General features: G+C 67.3%; 15 protein-coding genes. 11 read left to right on the forward strand and 4 right to left on the reverse strand.

Annotated elements, in window-relative coordinates:
* Positions 1–921, forward strand: coding sequence for a phosphoglycerate mutase (locus ACUXVE_RS16825; RefSeq protein ID WP_445514839.1), 921 nt, complete (start codon positions 1–3; stop codon positions 919–921).
* Positions 922–955: 34 nt separating this feature from the next.
* Here the strand turns inward: ACUXVE_RS16825 and ACUXVE_RS16830 are convergent, their stop codons facing one another.
* Both ACUXVE_RS16830 and ACUXVE_RS16835 read right to left on the reverse strand, forming a co-directional pair.
* Positions 956–2,005 carry a DUF1176 domain-containing protein gene (locus ACUXVE_RS16830; RefSeq protein ID WP_222389739.1) on the reverse strand — a complete coding sequence of 350 codons (1,050 nt, stop codon included), beginning with the start codon at positions 2,003–2,005 and terminating at the stop codon, positions 956–958.
* A 17-nt stretch (positions 2,006–2,022) separates the two neighbouring features.
* A complete protein-coding gene (locus ACUXVE_RS16835) occupies positions 2,023–3,066 on the reverse strand; it encodes a DUF1176 domain-containing protein (protein WP_222389737.1) in 1,044 nt (347 codons plus the stop codon).
* A gap of 121 nt (positions 3,067–3,187) precedes the next feature.
* On the opposite strand from ACUXVE_RS16835, the gene recJ reads away from it, so the two are divergent.
* The gene (gene recJ, locus ACUXVE_RS16840; RefSeq protein WP_445514840.1) at positions 3,188–4,945 is read left to right on the forward strand and encodes a single-stranded-DNA-specific exonuclease RecJ; all 1,758 of its coding nucleotides are present in this window, start codon (positions 3,188–3,190) and stop codon (positions 4,943–4,945) included.
* A 40-nt stretch (positions 4,946–4,985) separates the two neighbouring features.
* Here the strand turns inward: recJ and ACUXVE_RS16845 are convergent, their stop codons facing one another.
* Positions 4,986–6,059 carry a DUF1176 domain-containing protein gene (locus ACUXVE_RS16845; RefSeq protein WP_445514841.1) on the reverse strand — a complete coding sequence of 358 codons (1,074 nt, stop codon included), beginning with the start codon at positions 6,057–6,059 and terminating at the stop codon, positions 4,986–4,988.
* A 133-nt stretch (positions 6,060–6,192) separates the two neighbouring features.
* Between ACUXVE_RS16845 and ACUXVE_RS16850 the strand changes: the two genes are divergently transcribed.
* Positions 6,193–9,102 carry a VIT domain-containing protein gene (locus ACUXVE_RS16850; RefSeq protein ID WP_445514842.1) on the forward strand — a complete coding sequence of 970 codons (2,910 nt, stop codon included), beginning with the start codon at positions 6,193–6,195 and terminating at the stop codon, positions 9,100–9,102.
* On the opposite strand, the gene ACUXVE_RS16855 is transcribed toward ACUXVE_RS16850, so the two are convergent.
* The gene (locus ACUXVE_RS16855) at positions 9,041–10,330 is read right to left on the reverse strand and encodes an acyltransferase family protein (RefSeq protein ID WP_445514843.1); all 1,290 of its coding nucleotides are present in this window, start codon (positions 10,328–10,330) and stop codon (positions 9,041–9,043) included. The two genes, ACUXVE_RS16850 and ACUXVE_RS16855, sit on opposite strands and share 62 nt — an antisense overlap.
* 197 nt (positions 10,331–10,527) lie before the next feature.
* Between ACUXVE_RS16855 and ACUXVE_RS16860 the strand changes: the two genes are divergently transcribed.
* The 8 genes from ACUXVE_RS16860 (at position 10,528) to ACUXVE_RS16895 (ending at position 22,380) form a co-directional block, all read left to right on the forward strand.
* Positions 10,528–11,370 carry a LytTR family DNA-binding domain-containing protein gene (locus ACUXVE_RS16860; RefSeq protein WP_445514849.1) on the forward strand — a complete coding sequence of 281 codons (843 nt, stop codon included), beginning with the start codon at positions 10,528–10,530 and terminating at the stop codon, positions 11,368–11,370.
* A gap of 90 nt (positions 11,371–11,460) precedes the next feature.
* Positions 11,461–12,586, forward strand: a protein-coding gene (gene prfB / locus ACUXVE_RS16865) for a peptide chain release factor 2 (RefSeq protein ID WP_099783880.1) whose coding sequence is annotated in 2 segments (ribosomal slippage) — positions 11,461–11,535 and positions 11,537–12,586 — 1,125 coding nt in all. Because the reading frame shifts where the segments join, the coding sequence is not laid out codon by codon here.
* Between the two features lie 99 nt (positions 12,587–12,685).
* Positions 12,686–13,468, forward strand: coding sequence for a helix-turn-helix transcriptional regulator (locus tag ACUXVE_RS16870; RefSeq protein WP_445514844.1), 783 nt, complete (start codon positions 12,686–12,688; stop codon positions 13,466–13,468).
* A 629-nt stretch (positions 13,469–14,097) separates the two neighbouring features.
* Entirely contained in the window at positions 14,098–15,489 is a 1,392-nt protein-coding gene (locus ACUXVE_RS16875; RefSeq protein ID WP_093819597.1) for an NAD-dependent succinate-semialdehyde dehydrogenase, read from the forward strand.
* Between the two features lie 75 nt (positions 15,490–15,564).
* The gene (locus ACUXVE_RS16880; protein ID WP_445514845.1) at positions 15,565–17,205 is read left to right on the forward strand and encodes an acetolactate synthase large subunit; all 1,641 of its coding nucleotides are present in this window, start codon (positions 15,565–15,567) and stop codon (positions 17,203–17,205) included.
* Positions 17,206–17,351: 146 nt separating this feature from the next.
* Positions 17,352–18,863, forward strand: a complete 1,512-nt coding sequence (gene lysS / locus ACUXVE_RS16885; RefSeq protein WP_025878944.1) for a lysine--tRNA ligase — start codon at positions 17,352–17,354, stop codon at positions 18,861–18,863.
* A 203-nt stretch (positions 18,864–19,066) separates the two neighbouring features.
* The gene (locus ACUXVE_RS16890; protein WP_025878945.1) at positions 19,067–20,212 is read left to right on the forward strand and encodes a response regulator; all 1,146 of its coding nucleotides are present in this window, start codon (positions 19,067–19,069) and stop codon (positions 20,210–20,212) included.
* Positions 20,209–22,380 carry a response regulator gene (locus ACUXVE_RS16895; protein WP_093819591.1) on the forward strand — a complete coding sequence of 724 codons (2,172 nt, stop codon included), beginning with the start codon at positions 20,209–20,211 and terminating at the stop codon, positions 22,378–22,380. Before ACUXVE_RS16890 ends, ACUXVE_RS16895 begins: the two co-directional genes overlap by 4 nt.
* Positions 22,381–22,467: the final 87 nt, after the last annotated feature.

Here is a 22,467-nt window from a genome sequence, read left to right on the forward strand (position 1 = left end):
GTGGCGACGGCGACCCTGCTGTTGCCGGCACGCAGCCGCTTTGCGGTGGCTGCATTGCCGGATGACGTGGCGCGTGCCCTGGGCCGCGCCACCACCTCGCAGGGCGACGCCGGTGAACGCGCGCAGCTGCTGCGCCACTTCACGGTGGCCGCGCCGCACTGGCCGGTGGCCGCGTTGACCCGCCAGCGTGACGTCGGCGACGCCGCCGGCGCCTGCTGGCTGCGTGCCGATCCGGCCTGCATGGTGCCGGACATGCATGGCGCGCGGATGATGGGCCACGGCGAAACGCTGCGGCCCGGCCTGGCCGATACGCTGGCGTTGCTGCCCGTGCTGCAGCCGCTGTTTGCGGATGCAGGGTTCGTGCTGGATGCACCCGATCCGTCACGCTGGTACCTGCGCCTGCCCATCGGTACTGAACTGCCGGAGTTCGACAGCCCCGACGAGGTGCTGGGCGATGACCTGTTCTCGCACCTGCCGCCGGGCGAGGCGGGCCGCCGCTGGCGCGCACTGATGACCGAAGCGCAGGTGCTGCTGCACACCCACTCGTGGAACCAGCAGCGCGCCGCGCAGGGCCAGCAGCCGATCAATTCGCTGTGGTTCTGGGGTGGTGGCGTGATGCCGGTATCGGTGGCCACGCCGCACGCGCAGGTGCGCAGCCGCGATGCGCTGCTGCAGGGCCTGGCCCAGGCCGCAGGTGTCGCGGTGGATGGCGAGCAGTCGGTCGATGCACTGGTCGACCTGCGCCAGCTGCGCTCGCTGCAGCAGCTGGGCAACGACGCGATCCGACCGCTGCTTGCCGCGCTCAAGCGTGGCGAGCTGCAGCGGCTGGTGCTGGATTTCGAGGACGGCCTGCAGTTCCAGCTGGATCGCGGCCAGCGCTGGCAGTTCTGGAAGAAGCCTCGGCAGCTGCACGACGCCTGAGGCGGTGGTAGCGCCGGGCCATGCCCGGCGGCTGCTAGCGTGATTCCGTAACGTAGGTCGGCAGTTGCCAGTGGCGCTGACCGGCGCCCAGGCAGTGCCGGCCGACGAAGGTTGCCGCCAGCACCAGGCGGGTTCCATCCCACGCCCAATGCCTGTCTGTCCCGCAGCGGTCCGTAGCGCTTGCAACGCCTTCTTCAAGGAACACGGCATGCGGGTAGAGCGGAAACAGCGTCGATGCGGTGATCAGCACGGGCGTGAAGGGCGTTCGGTCGCGGATCACCCAGCTGCCGGCTGGCCGGATGTAGCGGCCGGTCGTGCAGTTCAACATCGCCAGCACATGCGTTGCATCGATCCGCTCGATGCGTACGTGGCGGGAAGAGGCCGCAGCGCAACCCGCGCCGGCCTCGGCGCGCGGCAACAGCGCTTGCAGTAGATCGTCACGTTCGGCCAGCGCGGCATCCTCGTCGTGGGCTTCAACCAGCAGTGGTGGCGGCACCAGGCGAGGTGCCAGCCGTGCGACCGGCACCTGCGATTCCGGCCGCAAACCCTTGCCTACCAACGCCCTGGGGGTGTGCAAGCGGCCCTGTACCTCGTCCATCTTCAGCAGCAGTGCGGCATTACCGCGCTCTGCCAATGGCCATGCCTGGCCCGCCGTGTCGGTCATCCTGACCGGCCGCCCGCGCCCCAGTGCATCCAGCAGCGCCTGTGCATGTGGTGGTGCCAGAGCCAGGCCGGCCTCAAGCGCATCCACCGGGCCGATATCACCCAGGTCTGCGCCATCCACATGCAGCCGCAGCCGGCCCTCTGGATGCACCCGCGGGCTGCGGGGCGCGCCGTCACTGCCATCAGCCAGCGACAATCGCGCCGCCACGGGGGTGTCTGGTCCAGCGGCACGCTCGATGAGCACGCCCAGCATCAACGCGGCCGGTGGGCCGAACGCCACCATCCGGCAGGTGCCTGTGTTATCGCATGCCAGGTGCCCGTTCTGTTGAAGGAACGTGAACTGCGCAGGCGTGCCGGCGAAGCTGACAGGTGCCAGCGTCAGTGACGCCAGCGCCAGTAGAGGAAATCGAAGCGTAGTCATGTTCCAGGCTTTCCGGGTCAGCGGACCGTGCTGACCAGCGTCGGCAGCGTCCAGTGTCCGCCCGCCACGCCACGACACAGACCGGTACTGAACGCACTGCTTGGCTGGAATCTGCGGCCATCCCAGGCCCAGTCCCAGCCGGAAACGCAGTCGCCGATGCCGCGGCCCTTGTAGCGCGCGTACACCATGCGATCGGAGTGCGAGAAGCCTTCTGCCTCCAACGTGACTGTCTCAGGTGCGAACGGCGGCTGATCGCGCGCGATCCAGAAGCCATTGCTGTAGTTGTAGGCACCCATCTGGCACAACGCCTGCACCAGCACATGGCGGTCATCCAACCGCTCGATCACCATTTCCGGTGTTCCCTTGTACTCGATCAGGCGCGGACAGTCGTCGTTGTCGCCGAGGGTGGCAATCAGCGCGTCGCGCAGCGCTTCGCTGCTGCCCAGCTCGCTATCGCCAGGGCGGCCGGCCGCCAGCACACCGCGCACGATCACCGGCTTGGCCACTGCGGCGGGCACGCTCGCTTCGGCACGCGTGCCGCGGCGTACCAGCGCACCGGGCGTGCCCACGCGCCCTTGGACCTCGTCCATTTTCAGCAGCACCGCGGCGGCACCACGATCGGAAATCGGCCAGCGCGTGCCCCTGCTGTCGATCACCTCGATACGGGCCTGGCCGGGCAGGGCGGCCAGCAGGCCTTCTACCTGCGCCGGCCGCAGCATCACTGCCTCGTCGGCCCCGGTGTCCTGCACTGGGCCCAGATCACGGCCGTTCACGTGCAGGCGCATTGAACCTTCAGGCACTGCACTTTCGCCATCCTCACCGACCCGCAGCCGTGCCTTCACTGCCGTGCCGGGGCCGCCGGCACGTTCCAGCATCAGGCCCAGCAGGCTGTTCGCCTTTTCAGGGCTGTAGCCGGCTGCACGGCAGGTGCCGGTGTTGTCGCAGGCCAGAAACCAGTCGTGGTGTACGAACTCGATACCGGGGGTTGGCGGCGTGTTTGCGGCCTGGGAAGCAAGTGGCAGCAGGAGGCTGGCAAGCAGTACGGACAGCAGGCGGTACATGGCGAATTCCGTTTCAGAAGCGAACAAGCATGGGCGATCGCCACGCCTGCGCCAAGCCCGGAAGAGCCTGGCGAGCCGAGCGGGGTATCATGCGCGGGTCTTCCGCAACCCGGCGATGCCGATGTCCCTTGCCGCCGATGCTGTGCTGCCGTCTTCCGATACGCCGATGATCCGCCGTCGCGATGCGGTCGTGCCCGGTAGCTGGCCGGAGGGCACGCTGCCGCTGCTGGCCCGCCTGTATGCCGCACGTGGTGCGCACACGCCGGAGCTGGCCCTGCCCAAGCTCGGCAACCTGCATGCGCCGGAACTGCTGACCGGCATCGACGCGGCAGTGGACCTGCTGGTGCAAGCCATCGCCGCCGACAAACGCATCCTGGTAGTCGGTGATTTCGACTGCGACGGCGCCACCGCCTGCGCGGTCGGTGTGCGTGGGCTGCGCATGCTGGGCGCGCAACATGTCTTCCACGCAGTGCCCAACCGCATGGTGCACGGCTATGGTCTGTCGCCGTCACTGGTGGACGAGCTGGCTGCGCTGCAGCCGGATCTGCTGGTCACCGTCGACCACGGCATTGCCTGCCATGCCGGCGTGACCGCGGCCAAGGCGCGTGGCTGGCAGGTGCTGGTGACCGATCACCATCTGCCCGGTCCACAGCTGCCACCGGCCGATGTCATCGTCGACCCCAACCTCGACGGCGACGCCTTCCCCAGCAAGGCGCTGGCCGGTGTCGGCGTGATCTTCTACGTGCTGATGGCGCTGCGCCGGCAGATGCGCGAAGCGGGGGTATTTGCCGATGGCAAAGGGCCGGACCTGACCACGCTGCTGGACCTGGTGGCGGTGGGTACCGTGGCCGACCTGGTGGTGCTCGATGCCAACAATCGCGCCCTGGTCAGCGCGGGATTGCGCCGGCTGCGCAATGGCCAAGGCTGCGTCGGCCTGAAGGCACTGATCGAAGCCAGTGGTCGCGACGCCGCACGCCTGACCGCCACCGACATCGGCTTCGGGCTTGGCCCGCGCTTGAATGCGGCCGGTCGGTTGGAAGACATGGCATTGGGCATTGCCCTGCTGCTCACCGAAGATCCGCGGCAGGCCCGCGACATCGCGCAGACGCTGGAACAGATCAACGCCGAGCGGCGTGCGGTCCAGCAGTCGATGACCGATGACGCCGAACACGCGCTGTCGCGGGTGGTGCTCGATACCGCAGGGCAGCGTCCGGTGGCGGCCTGCCTGTTCGATGCTGATTGGCACCCCGGCGTGGTTGGCCTGGTTGCTTCAAAGATGAAGGATCGCCTGCATCGGCCGGTGATCGCGTTCGCGCCGGCCGAGCCGGGCGCCGACACCCTGCGCGGTTCAGCGCGTTCGATCGCCGGACTGCATATCCGTGATGCGCTGGCGCTGGTCGATGCACGCCATCCCGGCTTGATCGAGCGCTTCGGCGGTCACGCGATGGCCGCCGGGTTGAGCATGCGTCTGGATCATCTGGCCACCTTCGAAGCCGCGTTCGTCGCCATCGTGCTGGAAATGCTCGACCCGGCTGCACTACAGCAGCAGGTGCTCAGCGACGGCGAACTGGCCGCGGATGAACTCGATCATCGCCATGCCGATGCGCTGCGTTTGGCGGGTCCATGGGGGCAGGGCTTTCCCGAGCCGCTGTTCGATGGCCACTTCGAAGTGGCCAACTGGCGCGTGCTGAAGGAGCGCCACCTGAAGCTGGAACTGCGCCTGCCCGGCGTTCCGGGCACGATCAATGCGATCCACTTCGGTGGCTGGCACGGCAATGCGCCAGGCAAGCATGTTCATTTGGCCTATCGCCTGGCTTGCGACGACTACCGTGGTGGCGCCGCCATCCAGCTGATCGTCGAGCACTGCCTGCCGGCGTAGTCCATGCCGGGCATGGCCCGTCGCTACCGCTTCGAAAGGGTCAGCGGACCTCGGTCACCCGCGTCGGCAATTCCCAGGTACCCCCGGGAACGCCGCGGCACAGGCCACCACTGATCGCCGAGGTCGCGACGAAGCGGGTGCCATCCCAGGTCCACGTTTCATCCGACACGCAGTCAGCCAGGCCGCGGCCCTTGTGCGAGGCGACGATCTGCCCGTCGCCGTAGTCGATCGCGTCGCTGGTCACCCACTGCGGCTGGTAGGGCGCTTTCTCACCGATGACCCAGTAACCATCACCGGAGTTGTAGGCCGCGCGCCAGCAGGGGACGTTGACCAGCAGATGCTTGGCGTCCAGGCGCTGGATCTGCAGTGGTGAATTGCTGATCGAAAGATCCGGGTCGGTGTCGAGCAGGCCTTCGCAGCTGGGTTCTTCCAGAGTGGCGCGCAGCGCCGCACGCAGCGCCGGCGAGGCAGCCAGCTTGGAAAACGCCGGGTCGTCCGGTGGCGTCGACAGCGTCGGTGCCTTGCGCACCACGGGTTTGGCAACGGCGGCAGGCACGCTGCTTTCGGCGGCGGCACCCTTGCGCATCACCGCGCCCGGCGTGCCGACACGGCCCTGGAACTCATCGGTCTTCAACAGCACAGCCGCTGCGCCCTTGTCCGACAGCGGCCACGCGTGGCCGGCGGCATCGACAACCGCGATGCCACCATCGCGCACCAGCGCGGACAGCACTGCGCTGGTCTGTGCCGCGCTGAGCACGTGGACACCCGGCTCCGTGGCCGGCGCCAGCACACCGAGGTCACGCTGCTGGATGCGCAGGTGCAGCGCGCCCTTGGGCTGCGGCTGGTCATCGATCGGCTGCAACGACATCCGACCGCTGATGGCCTGATTGGGGCCGCCCGCCCGGGTCAGCAGCACGCTCAGGGTGCTGTCATCGCCACTGGCGTAGCCGGCCGCGCGGCACGTACGCGTGTTGTCGCAGGCCACGACCCAGTCGTGATGCTGGAAATAGAGGCCTGCAGGCGCATCGACGGCGCTGGCGGCCAACGGCCAGCACAGGGCCAGCAGGGTGGGAAGCAGGGTGGGAAGCAGGGTGGGAAGCAGGGGAGAACGCATGGGCATCCTTGCACGGGATCGGGAAGTCGCACATGGTGCGCCCAGGGGCAGCGAAGAACCAGCATCGAATCACGTTAACCCCGTCCACCCGGTTGGTGCGTTCAAGCAGTCACGATCCCACTGGAGTCCTGTCATGGTCTTCGCCCGTTGCTGCACCGTACTGCTGTTGGCCCTGGCAAGCTGGCCGGCACTGCCCCAGGCGTCGCGGCGTCCGGCACCGCCGATGACGTCCACACCGTTGCTGATTGCACCCGCGGCGGAACAGCCCGTGCAGCTGCGGCAGGCGCGCATCGAAGGCGAGGTCCAGGCCGGTATCGCCCAGACCCGTATCACCCTGGAGTTCCACAACCCCAACCAGCGCGTGCTGGAAGGCGAGCTGCAGTTCCCGCTGGCCGAGGGCCAGCAGATCACCGGTTTCGCCCTGGACATCAACGGCGAGTTGCGCGAGGCAGTACCGGTGCCCAAGGACCGCGGTCGTCAGGTGTTCGAGGAGATCGCCCGGCGTGGCGTCGATCCGGGCCTGCTGGAGCAGACCGCCGGCAACCAGTTCCGGCTGCGCGTGTATCCACTGCCGGCCGGCGGCGGCCGCCGCGTACAGTTGGTCGTACGCGAGCCGCTGGCATATGCCGGGCAGGGCTGGCGTTGGACACTGCCGCTGCAGTTCGTCGCCGGCGCCGCAGCCGTCGAACTGGACGTGCGGGCACCGAAGGGGGCTGAGGCAGGAAGCGCGCCGTTCCGCATCGCCGATGGCCGCCTGCACTGGCAAGGACGTGGCGCGCAGTTGCCGGCCCAGCTGCAATGGACGCTGCCGGCCGAGCGCAAGGCACAGGTGCAGGTTGCGCGCTGGCAGGACGGTCACTACCTGTTGGCGCAGCTGCCGGTGCCGACGTCGGCCGCGCCGCGCCGTGTGCCATCGGAGGTGGGCCTGCTGTGGGACGGCTCGGGCTCCGCAGGCCAGCGCGACCGTACCCGCGAGTTCGCCCTGCTGGATCGCTACTTCGCTGTGATGGGCGAGGGCAACGTCGCGCTGACCGTGCTGCGTGATCGCGCCGAGCCCGTGCGTCATTTCCGTATCCGCAGCGGTGACTGGAGTGAACTGCGGCGCGCGTTGATGGCGGTGCAGCCGGATGGTGCCAGCGCGCTGGCGCAGTGGCAGCCGCAGCCCTCGGTGAAGGAGTACCTGATGGTCAGCGACGGCCTGCTGACCTATGGGCCGGAAGCACTGCCGGCGTTGGCTGCCGATCAGCGCCTGTTTGCGGTCAGCAGTGCCGGCGCACGCACCGATGCCGCCCGCCTGCGCGGTTGGAGCGAGGCGCATGCGGGCAGTTTCGTGGCGCTCGGCAGCGATATCGATGCCGCTGCACGGGAGCTGCTGTCAATGCCGCTGGATGTCCAGATCGATGCCGGCCGTGGCGTGCAGGACGTGGTGGTCGACCGCCGCAGCCAGGCCCAGGGCTGGCTGTGGTTGCATGCGCGGTTGGCGGCCGAAGGTGTGCCGATGCGGGTGCGCATTGCCGGTGGGCAATGGCAGGCACTGCCGGAGAGCTCCAGCAGCGCCGATGGCGATCTGCTGGCCGGCCTGTGGGCACAGGCGCGCCTGCAGCAGTTGTCGACCGATCTGCGCGGCAATCGCGAGGCGATGCAGCGTCTGTCGCAGCAGTTCAGCCTGGTGGGCCCGGACACTTCACTGATCGTGCTGGAAACGCTGGACGACTACCTGCGCTACACGATCCGCCCCGCAGGTGCCTTGCGCGCCCAGTACGACCAGCGCTTCGCACGCCAGGTTGCAGATCGCGATGCCGCCGACCGTCAGCGCCTGGACAAGGTGGTGGCGCAGTGGCAGCAGCGCCAGCAATGGTGGAGCCGCCGTTGGCCGAAGGGCATGCGCGTGCAGGCGAAGTCGCTGGAAGTGGTCGGTCAGGACGCGTACGCGGCTGCCCCGGTGGCGATGCTCGCCGCGCCTCCTCCCGCGCCAGCACCGATGGCCGTTGCTGCCGAGCAGCGGGCGGAGTCCAGCAGCGCGCGCGCCCGTCGATCGCCGCCGCGGCAGGCACCTGCGGGCCTGGAGGCCGCGATGGATGCCGTTGCCATCAAGGCCACGGCGTCCAATGCACCGGCCGCCGCCAATGACGGACAGCTGGGCATCAGGTTGGCTGCCTGGCAATCGGATTCGCCGGTTGCCCGCCGCCTGCGCCAGGGGCCGTCGTCGCAGCTGTACGACCGCTATCTGGCCGAGCGCGCTGCGAATGCCAGCAGCAGCGCGTTCTTCCTCGACGTGGCCGATCTGTTGATCGAACAGGGGCAGCGCGATCTTGCCCTGCGCGTGCTGTCCAACCTGGCCGAGATGGAGCTGGACAACCGCCATCTGCTGCGCGTTCTCGGCTATCGCCTGCTGCAGGCCGATGCACCCGCACTGGCGGTGCCGGTGTTCGAGCAGGTGCTGGCGATGGGCCAGGAGGAACCGCAGAGCTTCCGTGATCTTGGCCTGGCGCTGGCCGCAGCCGGCAAGCCGCAGCAGGCGCTGGCGCCGCTGTACCAGGTGGTCGTGCGGCCGTGGGATGGTCGTTTCGACGGCATCGCGCTGATCGCCCTGGATGAACTGACCACCCTGGTGGCCGGCAGCAAGCCGCGCCTGGATACCACCGGCATCGACCCGCGCCTGCTGCAGGCGATGCCACTGGACCTGCGCGTGGTGCTGGCCTGGGATGCCGACAACAGCGACATGGATCTGTGGGTCACCGACCCGAACGGCGAGCGTGCGTACTACGGCAACCGCCTGACCTACCAGGGTGGGCAGATGTCGCAGGACTTCACCGGTGGCTATGGTCCGGAACAGTTCTCGCTGCGCAACGCCAAGCCGGGCAAGTACAAGGTGGAGGCGAACTACTTCGGCAGCCGCCAGCAGCTGGTGACCGGTGCGACGACGCTGATGCTGCGCCTGACCACCCATTGGGGCACGCCGAAGCAGAAGGACCAGATGGTCACGATGCGGCTGAAGGATCGTGCCGAGACGGTGCTGGTCGGCGAGTTCGAGGTGCGGTAGCGCCGGGCCATGCCCGGCGGCCGGCGCTGTGGTCCTGCGTGATGCTCACTGCGTCGTTGCGATCAGCACGCAACCCGAACAGCGGCCGCAGCCAGCGCACACGGCGCACCAGCAGTTCGTGGATCAGCAGGCAGCCGGCGACGGTGCCGACAATCACCAGCGCCGGCTCCAGCCATGCACCCAGCTGCAAGGGCCGCAACCAGTACAACAGCACGATCAGCACGGTCTGGTGCAGGATGTACCAGCTGAACACCGCCTCGCGGCAGTAGCCCAGGCCACGCCATGGCCGCGCCAGCAGGACCTGCGCCCAGCCGAAGAGCGCCAGCAGGGAACACCAGGTGTACAGCGCTCGGCCAACGCGCTCGGTCTGCGCCCACGGCAGCGCCAGCACCCACTGCGGCAGATCGCCGAGGTCGGGCATCCGCCCCAACGCGCGGATGCCCAGTTCGACAGTCAGCCCGACAACGGCCAGCACCAGGGTCAACCGACGGCCGCGCACCAGCAGATCCCAGCCACGCTGCCAGCGCGCGGCGAGGAAGCCGCCGAGGAACAGGGGCAGCGATTCGGCGTGGACGTACAGGTCATCGACCAGCGCATGGGTTGGCGGGTGGGCGGGCAGGATCACCAGCAGCGCCCATGCCAGCCACAGCACCGGCAGCAGCAGGCACAGCGTGGCCACCCGGCGGTCGCCCGTAGGCAGGCCCGGCAGTCGGTGGCGCAGCGGCCGCACTAGGCTGGCCAACAGGATCGCCAGCAGCGTGTAAGGGATCAGATAGGCCAGGTACCACAGGTGGTTCCAGGTGAAGCCATAGGCGGCACCGGTGAAGCTGGCGCCCGGCCACGGCCGGAACTGCCAGTAGCGCCACAGGAATGCGCCGAGCCCTGGCGTGACGTCGCCCTTGTCCACCGCTTCACAGTAGGCCTGCAGCGAAACGACCGCGACGATGCCGAACAACAGTGGCAACAACAGCCGCCCGCCGCGCCGCAACGCGAACCGCCAACGGCCCTGCGCGGGCAGGCACAGGCCCAGCGCGATGCCGGAGATGGCAAACAGCAGCGGCATGCGCCAACGATTCAGCGCGATCATCGGCCATTGCAGCCACTCCGCGGTGTGGACGCTCTTGAGGTGGAAGTCCCATCCGGCCACGTAGGCCATGGCCACGTGGTAGAGGATCAACAGCCCGAAGGCACCGATACGCAGGGTGTCGAGGTCGTGGCGGCGGGTCATGGCGGTATCCGTGTTGGCGTCCTCGCAGAGTGGAAATCCTTGTGGGCTGTCGCCAGCAGGAAGGGGCGGTTGGATGCCCTGCAGGGCCCAATGGCGGGGCGGGGGGACGAATGGCGTACGTCAGCGGGGCTGTGGTTGGCGATAATCCAGTGATGGATGACTACAACCAGCAGGACCCGGACGTGCGTGGCGAATCGATGGGCAACGGCAGGCAAGGGCGGCAGGCAGCCGTGTTCTGGGTCGTACTGTTCCTGGGGACGGCGGCGGCCAATGTGCTGGCCAAGGCCATGATGGCGGCGCGCGATGGGCTGCCCTCCCAATGGATGGCGGCCACGATCGACGAGTTCAGCAGTGCGCTGGTGTCCTTGCTGCTGCTGGCGTTGTTGATCCGCGCCGCCTCGCGTTGGCCGCTGCACGCTGACACCTGGCGGCAGCGACTGATGCCGTACCTGCTGGGTGCGGTCGCGTGGTGGCTGCTGCACGTGAGCGGGATGGTGCTGCTGCGCAAGGGCGCGCACGCCCTGCTTGGCGGCCACTACACGTTCGGAGACTGGCCGGCGCAATGGTTCTATGAATTCTTCAAGGACATCCAGACCTATGCGCTGCTGGTCTCGGCAGTCCATGCCCTGGCCTGGTTCGGCCGCCGCCGCCAGGGTGAAGCGACCCTGCTGGCCGCACCCGACGAGGGCCCACCGGTGGAGCCGGTTGATCGCCCCGACCACTTCCTGGTGCGCAAGCTGGGCAAGGAGTTCCTGGTGGCCACGGCCGACGTCGAGTACGCCCAGGCCGCCGGCAACTATGTGAACCTGCGGGTGCGCGGGCATGACTACCCGCTGCGGATCACCATGGCAGTGCTGGAGGCGCGGCTGGACCCGGTCCTGTTCCTGCGCAGCCACCGCAGCTGGCTGGTCAACCGTGATCAGCTGCGCTCGATCGAGCCGCTGGATGGGGGCGAGGCCTTGCTGCACATGGCCGATGGGGCCAAGGTGCCCTGCAGCCGGCGGCAGCTGCCGCTGCTGCGCCAGGCCTTGGGCGGGTAGGGGCGTGGCAGGGCGGGACCGGCTTCTGCGCCGGTTCACCCCGGCCTGCGGTATCATTTACAGTCATCTTTTGAATGCATAACCGCCGACATGATCGAACTGAATCCTGTCCGCCAGCGCATCGCCGATCTGACCGATCGCGTGTTGTCGCTCCGGGGGTATCTTTGACTACGACGCCAAGAAAGAGCGTCTTGAGGAAGTAACGCGGGAGCTGGAAAGCCCCGACGTCTGGAACAACGCCGAGTACGCCCAGAACCTGGGGCGCGAGCGCTCGACCCTGGAAAAGACCGTGGGCGGCATCGCCGCGGTGCTGGAAGGCCTGAGCGACGCCACCGAACTGCTGGAGCTGGCCGAGTCCGAGCAGGACGAGGACACCGCGCTGGCCGTGGTGGCCGACCTGGACAAGCACCAGGCGCACGTGGAGAAGCTGGAGTTCCAGCGCATGTTCTCCGGGCAGATGGACAACGCTCCGGCGTTCGTCGACATCCAGGCTGGTGCCGGTGGTACCGAAGCCCAGGACTGGGCCGAGATCCTGCTGCGCATGTACCTGCGCTGGTGTGAATCGCGTGGCTGGAAGACCGAGCTGATGGAAGTGTCCGGTGGCGACGTCGCGGGCATCAAGTCGGCTACGCTGCGCGTGGAAGGCGACTACGCCTACGGCTGGCTGAAGACCGAGACCGGCGTGCACCGCCTGGTGCGCAAGTCGCCGTTCGACTCGGACAACCGCCGCCATACCAGCTTCACCTCGGTGTTCGTGTCGCCGGAAGTGGACAACAACATCGAAATCGACATCAACCCGGCCGACCTGCGTACCGACGTGTACCGCTCGTCCGGTGCCGGTGGTCAGCACGTCAACAAGACCGAGTCGGCGGTGCGCATCACCCACATCCCGACCAACACGGTCGTGGCCTGCCAGACCGGCCGCAGCCAGCACCAGAACCGCGACAACGCGATGAAGATGCTGGCCGCCAAGCTGTACGAGCTGGAGATCCAGAAGCGCAACGCCGAGCGTGATGCGGTGGAAGCCACCAAGTCCGATATCGGCTGGGGCAGCCAGATCCGCAACTACGTGCTCGACCAGAGCCGTATCAAGGACCTGCGCACCGGCATCGAGCGTTCGGATACGCAGAAGGTGCTCGACGGTGACCTGGACGAGTTCGTCGAGGCCAGCCTGAAGGCCGGCCTGGCGGTCGGCTCCAAGCGCATCGATGCCTGATGCGTGCCCGGCGACAGCGGTACCGTCCGCTGCCCGGGCCCTGCGTTGCGGGACGTCTTCGGCGTCCCGCAACGCCGTTGAAACCTGCAGGGCAGGGCGATGATGCGCAGTGAAGCCGAACGCAAGGAACTGGGAGGCTTTCTCAAGGCCTGCCGTGCGCGGGTCGATCCAGCAACGCTGGGGCTGCCAGCCGGCCGCCGACGCACGCCGGGCCTGAAGCGCGAGGAAGTCGCGCTGGCGATCGGGGTCAGTGTCAGCTGGTACACCTGGATCGAGCAGGGCCGCGAAGTGCGCGCCTCGCCCGAGGTGCTGGAGCGCCTGGCGCAGGTACTGCGATTGAGCGACGACGAACGCGCCTACGCGTTCGCGCTGTCCGGCCATGGCGTGCCGCTGGAATCGCCCGATGAGACGGTGACCGACGGCCTGCGCCAGCTGGTGGCGGCGATGCAGCCGATCCCGGCCTACGTGCGCAATACCCGATTCGACATCCTGGCCTGGAACCCGGCCATCGCCGATCTGTTCGTCGACTACGGTCAACTGGCGCCGCACGAACGCAACACGCTGCGGCTGATGTTCCTGTATCCGCCGTACCGCACGTTGATCCTCAACTGGGAAGAAATGACCCGCGGGCTGCTGGCCGGCTTCCGCGCGGCGATGGCGCAGGCGCCGGACAAGGTGCCGTTCCTGGCACTGGCCGAGGACATCGGCGCGCACAGCGAGCAGTTCCGCCAGTGGTGGCCCGAGCACGATGTGCGTCGTTTCGACGAAGGTGCGAAGACGCTGAACCATCCCACGCGCGGGCTGTTGGACCTGCAGTACGTGGCGCTGGTGCCGGAGAGCCGGCATGACCTGTCACTGGTGACCTACCTGCCGCGAAGGTAGGTGGGTCGGCAGGGCTGCGCCCTGCACCTGCTGTAGTGCCGGCCGCTGGCCGGCAACCTCAACAGCAACAGCAACAGCGGGCTTTCCGTGGGGTGGCGGGGCGGTGTCGGAGTGCGGGGACGCCGCAAGTACGTCCGTGTAGGCTTGGCCGCGGCATCCATGCCGCGGACACCCCGCACTCCGACACCGCCCCACCTCTGACAGATCTCCGCTGCTGTTGGCAGGTGTCGACCTTGGTCGACACGTTGATCCACGCCACGCGTGGATGCTTTTCGGTTTCAATTCGAGATAGTCGATCTCGATGGAAATTCATCCACGCATGGCGTGGATCTACTGGAGGCGCCGGGTTGGGTCTGGAGAAGAGCCCCCTGAGTCAGGGGGCGGCCGCGAAGCGGCGGGGGTATGGGGGCTGGTAAGCGGGGCCCGCGGTTCGCGTAGCGAAGCGTGGGAGCGGCAGCGCGCATGCGATGGCGCCTACCCGGGCGCAGCCCTGCCGGGAAACCACCCCATTCAGGCAGGTAAGTACAGGTCACAGGATACGCAGACGCCTTGTTGCTGCCATCGATCGGGTCCACATTCGTTGTCAGGAAACGGGCAGCCGCCCGTTGTCGAGACAACAGGAGACCTGCATGTCCGCTTCCCCCGCAGCCCCCGCTGCCATTTCCCGCGATCCGGCCACCGGCCAGCAGATCGCCAGCCACCCCTTCGCCACCGACGTTGAGCTGGAAGCCATCCTTGACCGCGGCCAGGCCGGTTTTGCAGCCTGGAGCGCGCAGTCACTGGAACAACGCGCGAGCGTGCTGCGTGCGATGGCTGCCGTGCTGCGCCGCGACCGTGAACCGCTGGCCGCGATGGCCACTGCCGAAATGGGCAAGGTCCACGCCGAGTCGCTGGCCGAGATCGAGAAGTGCGCGGTGCTGTGTGACTGGTACGCCGACAACGGTGCGGCGTTCCTGCGCGATGAGCCGACCGCGGTGGCCGACAACAAGGCCTATGTCTCCTACCTGCCGCTGGGCGTTGTGCTCGGCATCATGCCGTGGAATTTCCCGTACTGGCAGGTGATGCGCGCGGCCGTGCCGATCCTCATGGGCGGCAACGGCTTCCTGCTGAAGCCGGCCGAAAACATCGTCGGCACCGCCGGGCTGCTCGCCGCTGCGTGGCGCGATGCGGGCTTGCCGGACGGCACCTTCATTGCCGCCAACATCAGCCGCGAGGGAACCCGTGCCGCCATCGCCGATGACCGCATCGCGGCCGTGACCCTGACCGGCAGCGTCGCTGCGGGGCGCAGCATCGCCGCGCAGGCCGGGCAGGCGCTGAAGAAGGTGGTGCTGGAGCTGGGTGGCTCGGATCCATTCATCGTGCTGGCCGACGCCGACCTGGAGGCAGCGGTCGATGCCGCGGTGGCCTCGCGCTTCCAGAACACCGGGCAGGTGTGCATTGCCGGCAAGCGCATCATCGTCGAAGACGCCGTGTATGAGCGTTTCGTGGCGTTGTTCTGCGAGCGCGTGCAGGCGCTGACCGTGGGCGATGGCCGCGAGGCCGGCAACCGGATCGGACCGATGGCCCGGCAGGACCTGCTGGAACAGCTTGATGCACAGGTACGTGCGTCGGTCGAGGCCGGTGCGCAGTTGCTCGTGGGCGGCAAGCAGCTCGATCGCCCCGGCAGTTTCTATGCACCCACCGTGCTGGCGGGCGTCGAGCCGGGCATGCAGGCCTTCGACACCGAGACCTTCGGGCCGGTGGCGTCGATCAGCCGCGCGCGCGACGCCGACCATGCGGTGGAACTGGCCAACCAGAGCGAGTTCGGCCTGAGCGGCAATCTGTGGACCGGCGACCACGCCCGCGCGATGCAGCTGGCGCGCCGGCTGCAGACCGGTGGCGTGTTCGTCAACGGTTTCTCTGCCTCCGATCCACGCGTGCCGATCGGCGGAGTGAAGAAGAGCGGCTTCGGCCGCGAGCTGTCGCACTTCGGCATCCGCGAGTTCGTCAACGCGCAGACGGTGTGGTTCGACCGCCGTTGACGCGGGCCATCCACCGTTCCTGTCAGCATCCCTGCAACGTTCCATCATCACGCACTGCGAGAAGGACGTCATTCCATGTCCAAGGGTTCCGATCTGCTCGTCGCCGCACTCGAAAACGAGGGCGTCGAGCGCATTTTTGGCATTCCCGGTGAAGAGAACCTCGATGTCGTCGAGTCGCTTCGCCACTCCAGCATCGAGCTGGTCATCACCCGCCACGAACAGGCTGCCGTGTTCATGGCCGCCACCTACGGCCGCCTGACCGGCAAGCCCGGCGTGTGCCTGGCCACGCTCGGCCCGGGTGCACTGAACTTCACCACCGGTGCCGCCTACGCACTTCTCGGCGCGTGGCCGGTGATCATGATCACCGGGCAGAAGGGCATCGTGGCCAGCAAGCAGGCGCGCTTCCAGATCGTGGATATCGTCAGCACGATGAAGCCGTTGACCAAGTCGGCGCGGCAGATCGTTTCGGCGCGCACCATCCCCACCATCGTCCGCGAGGCCTTCCGCACGGCGTTGGAGGAGCGCCCCGGGCCGGTGCTGCTGGAACTGCCCGAGGATATCGCGGCCATGGAGGTCGAGGACGTTGCACTGATCCCGCCACACCCGGTGGATCGGCCGATCGCCAGTCCCGAGGCGCTGGACCGTGCGGCGCAGGTCATCCGCGAGGCCAAGCGGCCGCTGCTGGTGATCGCGTCGGCGGCGTCGCGACCGCAGTCCAGCGAAGCGCTGTCGGCCTTCGTGCTGCGGGCCGGTATCCCGTTCGTCACCACGCAGATGGGCAAGGGCGCGGTGGCCGGTGGCTCGGGCCTGTACATGGGCACGGCGGCACTGAGCGAGCGCGACTACGTGCACATGGCCATCGACCAGGCTGACGTGATCGTGACCATTGGCCACGAGGTGACGGAGAAGCCGCCCTTCGTGATGCGCCCAGGTGGCCGCACGGTCATCCACATCGGCTACTCGCAGGCCGCGGTGGAGCAGGTGTACTTCCCGCAGGTGGAGGTGATCGGCGATATCGGCCGCTCGCTGACCCTGCTGGCCGACCGCATCGAGGGCAGGGTGGACAACGCCGCTGCACTGCTGCCGCTGCGCGCGACGATCCTGGAGCACATCGCCGATCGCGCCGAAGAGGCCGGTTTCACGCCGCAGCGGCTGGTGCATGACGTGCGCCAGGTGATGCCGCCGGACGGCATCGTGGCGCTGGACAATGGCATGTACAAGATCTGGTTCGCGCGCAACTACCGTACCCAGGTGGCCAATACGCTGCTGCTGGACAACGCATTGGCAACGATGGGCGCAGGGCTGCCGTCAGCGATCATGGCCTCGATCCTGTATCCGCAGCGCCGCGTGCTGGCGGTGTGTGGCGATGGCGGTTTCATGATGAACAGCCAGGAGCTGGAGACCGCGCGGCGGCTGGGCCTGAACCTGGTGGTGCTGATCCTCAACGACGGCGCCTACGGGATGATCCGCTGGAAGCAGGCGGTGGACGGTTTCGCCGACTACGGCATGACCTTCGGCAATCCGGATTTCGTCAGATACGCCGAGGCCTATGGCTGCCAGGGGCACGAGGTGACGGCGATCGAGCAGTTCATTCCGACCCTGGAGGCGGCGTTCACCGCGGGCGGCGTGCATCTGGTGTCGGTGCCGGTGGACTATTCGGAGAACCAGCGGGTGCTGGTGGATGAGCTGCGGCAGGCGTTCCCCGGGAACGGCTAGGTATCGATCCGGCGTTGGGGTCAGATCCCTTTGCGCAGCAAAGGGATCTGACCCTCTGCGGGCCGGGGCAGGGTGCTTTTGGTATGCTGGGTAACCGGCTGTGCCGGGCGCAACACTCCCCCTCACTACACGATTCCCGCAGATCCATGAGCGAAGCTACCGATACCCCCCCCGTCGACGAAAACAAGTTGATCGCCGAGCGCCGTGAGAAACTCAAAGCGCTGCGCGGGCAGGGCATCGCGTATCCGAACGACTTCCGTCGCGAGGACTTCGCCGGCAGCCTGCAGGAAGAATTCGCCGATGCGGAGCAGTGGACCGCCGAAACCCTGGAAGGCAACGGCCGCCAGGTGAAGATGGCCGGTCGCCTGATGGCCAAGCGGGTCATGGGCAAGGCCAGCTTCGCCCAGATCCAGGACGAATCGGGCCGCATCCAGCTGTTCCTGCAGGGCAGCGTGCTGGGTGATGCCTACACCGCCTTCAAGGGCTGGGACGTGGGCGACATCATCGCTGTCGAAGGTGGCCTGACCCGCACCAAGACCGGCGAGCTGTCGGTCAAGGCCGAATCGATCCGCCTGCTGACCAAGTCGCTGCGCCCGCTGCCGGACAAGTGGCATGGCCTGGCCGACGTCGAGCAGCGCTACCGCCAGCGTTACGTCGACCTGATCGTGACGCCGGAGTCGCGCGCGGTCTTCATCAAGCGCTCGAAGATCATCCGTGCGATGCGTGCCTGGCTGGACAACCGCGACTTCCTCGAAGTCGAAACGCCGATGATGCATTACATCCCCGGCGGCGCGGCGGCCAAGCCGTTCACCACCCACCACAACGCGCTGGACCTTGACCTGTACCTGCGCGTGGCGCCGGAGCTGTACCTCAAGCGCCTGACCGTCGGTGGCCTGGAACGCGTCTACGAAATCAACCGCAACTTCCGCAACGAAGGCGTCAGCACCCGCCACAACCCGGAATTCACCATGATGGAGCTGTACGAGGCCTATGCCACGTACAACGAGATCATGGACCTGACCGAAGGCGTGATCCGTGACGTGGCACAGTCGGTGAACGGCACCACCGTGGTCGAGTGGGACGGCGCCAACATCGACCTGGGCCCGGCGTTCCGCCGCTGGCGCATGGACGAGGCGGTGCGCCACCACAACCCGGAAATCTCCGCGGCCGACTGCACCGACCGTGACGCGCTGCTGCGCCATTGCGAGCGCCTGAAGATCCGCGTCAAGCCGTCCTACGGCTGGGGCAAGCTGCTGCTGGAGATCTTCGAAGCCACCGTCGAGCACACCCTGATCCAGCCGACCTTCATCACCGATCACCCGGTGGAGGTCTCGCCGCTGGCCCGCGCCAACGACAACGATCCGGGCTATACCGACCGCTTCGAATTGTTCGTCAACGGCAAGGAGCTGGCCAACGGCTTCTCCGAGCTGAACGACCCGGAAGACCAGGCCCAGCGCTTCCAGGCGCAGGTGGCGGCGAAGGAAGGCGGCGATGACGAGGCCATGCACTACGACGCCGACTACATCCGTGCGCTGGAGTACGGAATGGCGCCGACCGGCGGCCTTGGCATCGGCGTCGATCGCCTGGTGATGCTGCTGACCGGCAGTAGCTCGATCCGCGACGTGCTGCTGTTCCCGTACATGCGTCCGGAGCAGTAACCGGCGTTTTCGGCGTCCATTTGTGCGCGTCGTCCCGATTTGAGACGGCGCCATTGACGCACCCCGCACTCGGCGTATCGTTATTGCACAACCTTGACACCGGCTATGGCTTGATGGGGTCAGGGGAGGCCGCAACGTGGAGAATTCGCTTCACATTGTGACGACGATCATGAATCGGGGAGCTTGTGACGGGAGTCGAGCCGATGCAGGGTGCCAGCGTGCACAGCGGCGGGGTATCCTCGCCCGCTGACCTTTCAGCATGGTCGAGAAAGCAGGCAGAGAACGCCTTGAACATCGTCATCGTCGATGACCAGACTTCCGCACGGACGATGCTCCGTCACGTCATCGAGGACATCGCGCCGGAACTGAGCGTGCATGACTTCGGCGATCCGTTGACGGCGCTCGCGTGGTGCGAATCGTACCCGGTTGACCTGCTGCTTCTCGATTACCGCATGCCGGAGATGGACGGGCTGGAGTTCGCCCGCCGCTTCCGCCGGCTGCCCAAACATCGCGATATTCCGGTGATCCTGATCACCGTGGTGGGTGACGAGCCGATCCGCCAGGCAGCACTGGAAGCCGGCGTGATCGATTTCCTGGTCAAGCCGATCCGCCCACGCGAACTGCGCGCACGCTGCTACAACCTGTTGCAGCTGCGCCAGCAGACCGAGAACGTGAAGCAGCGCGCGCTGTCGCTGGAGCAGCGGCTGCTGGCCAGCATGCACGAGGTGGAGGAGCGCGAGCGCGAGACGCTTTCGCGGCTGGCGCGTGCGATCGAGTTCCGTGATGCCGGCACCAGTGCCTACCTTGAGCGCATGGCGCGCGTGGCTGGTCTGATTGCCGAGCAGCTGGGCCTGCCTGAAGACGACGTCAAGCTGATCGAGATGGCCGCGCCGCTGCACGACATGGGCAAGATCGCCATCCCCGATGCGGTGCTGCTCAAGCAGGGCAAGCTCAATGATGAGGAGCTGGCGATCATGCGCCGGCATCCGCGGATTGGCCATGAACTGCTCAGCGGCAGCCAGAACCGCTTCATCCAGGTCGGTGCATTGATCGCGCTGCGTCACCATGAGCGCTACGACGGCAGTGGTTATCCCGATGGCCTGGTCGGCGATGCGATTCCGCTGGAGGCACGCATCGTGGCCGTGGCCGACGTGTTCGATGCGCTGATCTCGCCGCGCCCCTACAAGGAAGCGTGGACGATGGAAGCCACCATGGCCTACCTGTATGCCCAGCGCGGGCGCCTGTTCGATCCGCGTTGCGTGGACGCGTTGCTGCGCGGCCGTGAGCAGCTGGAACAGATCTGCGCCGAGCACTCCACCGCCTCTGCACGGCCGGGGCTGGGCGCGTGAAGCGCCTGCTGTCGCGATTGCGGTTGCGCCTGTCCCAGCGGCAGGACAGCGAGCACGGGCAGCAGATCGTCCGCATCGTCCTGATCAGCCTGATCCTGGCTTACGTGCTGCTGCCTTCGGCGCGGCATGATCTGCCGCACACCCAGTATGTCGGTGTACTGGCGATCGTGTTGACGGGGCTGAGCCTGTCGCTGCTGTTGTTCGGCTGGCTGCTGTGGCGGCCGCAGCGTTCGGATCCGCGCCGCGTACTGGGCATGCTGGCCGACTACGGCCTGATCGCTGCCGGCATGATCCAGATGGGCGAGCCGTTGTCGTGGGTCTACATCGTGGTGATGTGGGTGACGGTGGGCAACGGCATGCGCTTCGGCAACCACTACCTGTATGTGGCCGTGGCGATGGCGATGGTCAGCTTCGGCAGTACCGCGCTGTTCACCCCCTATTGGCAGCAGAACGCACGTTTGGCCATCGGCCTGTGGCTTGGCCTGGCGGCGGTTCCCCTGTATTTTTCCACGCTGCTGCGGCAGTTGACCGAAGCGATGGCCGAGGCGCGGCGCGCCAGCGAAGCCAAGAGTCGATTCCTGGCCAACATGAGCCACGAGTTTCGTACCCCACTCAATGGATTGAATGGCATGACAGAAGTGTTGGCGACCACGCGCCTGGATGACGAGCAGCGTGAGTGCGTGAGTACCATCCAGGCGTCATCGCGCAGTTTGCTGGCGCTGGTCGAGGAAGTGCTGGACATCTCGGCGATCGAGGCCGGCAAGCTGCGCGTGGTCGCCGAGGATTTCGTCCTTTCCGAAGTGATGCAGGCGATCGGCCTGATCCTGTTGCCGCAGGCCAAGGCCAAGCGCCTGGACTACCGGGTGAAGGTGGCCGAGACCGTGCCGCCGACCCTGCGCGGCGACGTTGGGCATCTGCGGCAGATCCTGCTCAACCTGGCCGGCAACGCGGTCAAGTTCACCGATCACGGCCGGGTCGAGATCCGCGTCAGCGTTGTCCACGCTGACACCCAGGGTGGGGTGCGGCTGCGCTTTGACATTCTCGACACCGGCATCGGCGTTGCACCGGCGATGCGTCCGCGTCTGTTCGAGGCCTTCGAGCAGGCCGACGTCAGCATGGCCCGCCGCCATGAAGGTACCGGCTTGGGCACGACCATCGCCAAGGGGCTGGTCGAAGCGATGGACGGCGAGATCGGTTACCTGGACAACCCGCCGCAGGGCAGCCACTTCTGGGTGGAGCTGCCGTTCGCGCCGCCGCAGCCGGTGGTCCCGGGTGCGGTACCGACCCTTGCTGCTGGCGACGAAACCGGTGCCGGCGGCAACGTCATCGCCTTCGCTGATCCGTTCCTGCGCCATCGCGCGCGCGTGCGCAGCATGCAGATCCTGGTCGCCGACGACCACGAGGCCAACCGCATGGTGCTGCAGCGGCTGCTGCAGAAGGCCGGGCACAAGGTGCTGTGCGTCGATGGTGGCGAGGCGGTGCTCGACGCACTGGCTGAAAGCGAGTTCGATGCGGCCATCGTCGATCTGCACATGCCGGGCATGAGTGGCCTGGACATGCTGAAGGAGCTGCGGGTGATGCAGGCCGGCGGCGGCCCGCGCACACCGGTACTGGTGCTCAGCGCCGACGTCACTCCCGAAGCCATCCAGCGCTGTACCCAGGCCGGTGCACATGCGTTCCTGGCCAAGCCCGTGGTGGCCGTGCGCCTGCTGGATACCCTGGCCGAGATTGCCAACAACGCACAGCTCAAGACCAGTGCGCCGCCGATCGTGCGCACCGTCACCAACCTTGATGGCGTGCTCGATACCGGCGTGCTTGATGAGCTGGCCTCGCTGGGAATGGGCGAGGGTTTCGAGCGCGAGTTCATCCGCCAGTGCCTGGACGATGCCGAATCGTGCCTGCGCAAGGCTGAAGGCGATGGTGAAGCCGCACGCTGGGGCGCTTTCCGCGAGCAGTCGCATGCGATCAAGGGCGTGGCCAGCAATCTGGGCCTGGTGCGCGCGTCCAACCGCGCCGGTGAGTTGATGCGGATGGCCGACTGGCAGCTCAAGGCCGAATGGCGGCAGCGTCTTGCGGTGCTGCAGGGGGCCATCAAGGAAGGCCGGCAGGCGCTGGATGCGCGCGCCGAACGCAAGGCACGCGGCGTGGCCGACGACGGCGAGCGGTAGAGCCAGGCCTGCCGGGCCTGCGCGGCGGGTTGCCGATGACGGCGGGCCCCATAAAAAAAGCCCGGTGGCCAGCCGGGCTTGAACCCT

The sequence above is a fragment of the Stenotrophomonas sp. 3(2025) genome, assembly GCF_052665395.1.

Excerpts from the sequence above, each read along its gene's own strand:
- ACUXVE_RS16830 (WP_222389739.1), bottom strand. The coding sequence starts at position 2,005 with ATGACTACGCTTCGATTTCCTCTACTGGCGCTGGCGTCACTGACGCTG.
- ACUXVE_RS16835 (WP_222389737.1), bottom strand. The coding sequence starts at position 3,066 with ATGTACCGCCTGCTGTCCGTACTGCTTGCCAGCCTCCTGCTGCCACTT.
- recJ (WP_445514840.1), top strand. The coding sequence starts at position 3,188 with ATGTCCCTTGCCGCCGATGCTGTGCTGCCGTCTTCCGATACGCCGATG.
- ACUXVE_RS16845 (WP_445514841.1), bottom strand. The coding sequence starts at position 6,059 with ATGCGTTCTCCCCTGCTTCCCACCCTGCTTCCCACCCTGCTTCCCACC.
- ACUXVE_RS16850 (WP_445514842.1), top strand. The coding sequence starts at position 6,193 with ATGGTCTTCGCCCGTTGCTGCACCGTACTGCTGTTGGCCCTGGCAAGC.
- ACUXVE_RS16855 (WP_445514843.1), bottom strand. The coding sequence starts at position 10,330 with ATGACCCGCCGCCACGACCTCGACACCCTGCGTATCGGTGCCTTCGGG.
- ACUXVE_RS16860 (WP_445514849.1), top strand. The coding sequence starts at position 10,528 with ATGGGCAACGGCAGGCAAGGGCGGCAGGCAGCCGTGTTCTGGGTCGTA.
- ACUXVE_RS16870 (WP_445514844.1), top strand. The coding sequence starts at position 12,686 with ATGATGCGCAGTGAAGCCGAACGCAAGGAACTGGGAGGCTTTCTCAAG.
- ACUXVE_RS16875 (WP_093819597.1), top strand. The coding sequence starts at position 14,098 with ATGTCCGCTTCCCCCGCAGCCCCCGCTGCCATTTCCCGCGATCCGGCC.
- ACUXVE_RS16880 (WP_445514845.1), top strand. The coding sequence starts at position 15,565 with ATGTCCAAGGGTTCCGATCTGCTCGTCGCCGCACTCGAAAACGAGGGC.
- lysS (WP_025878944.1), top strand. The coding sequence starts at position 17,352 with ATGAGCGAAGCTACCGATACCCCCCCCGTCGACGAAAACAAGTTGATC.
- ACUXVE_RS16890 (WP_025878945.1), top strand. The coding sequence starts at position 19,067 with ATGCAGGGTGCCAGCGTGCACAGCGGCGGGGTATCCTCGCCCGCTGAC.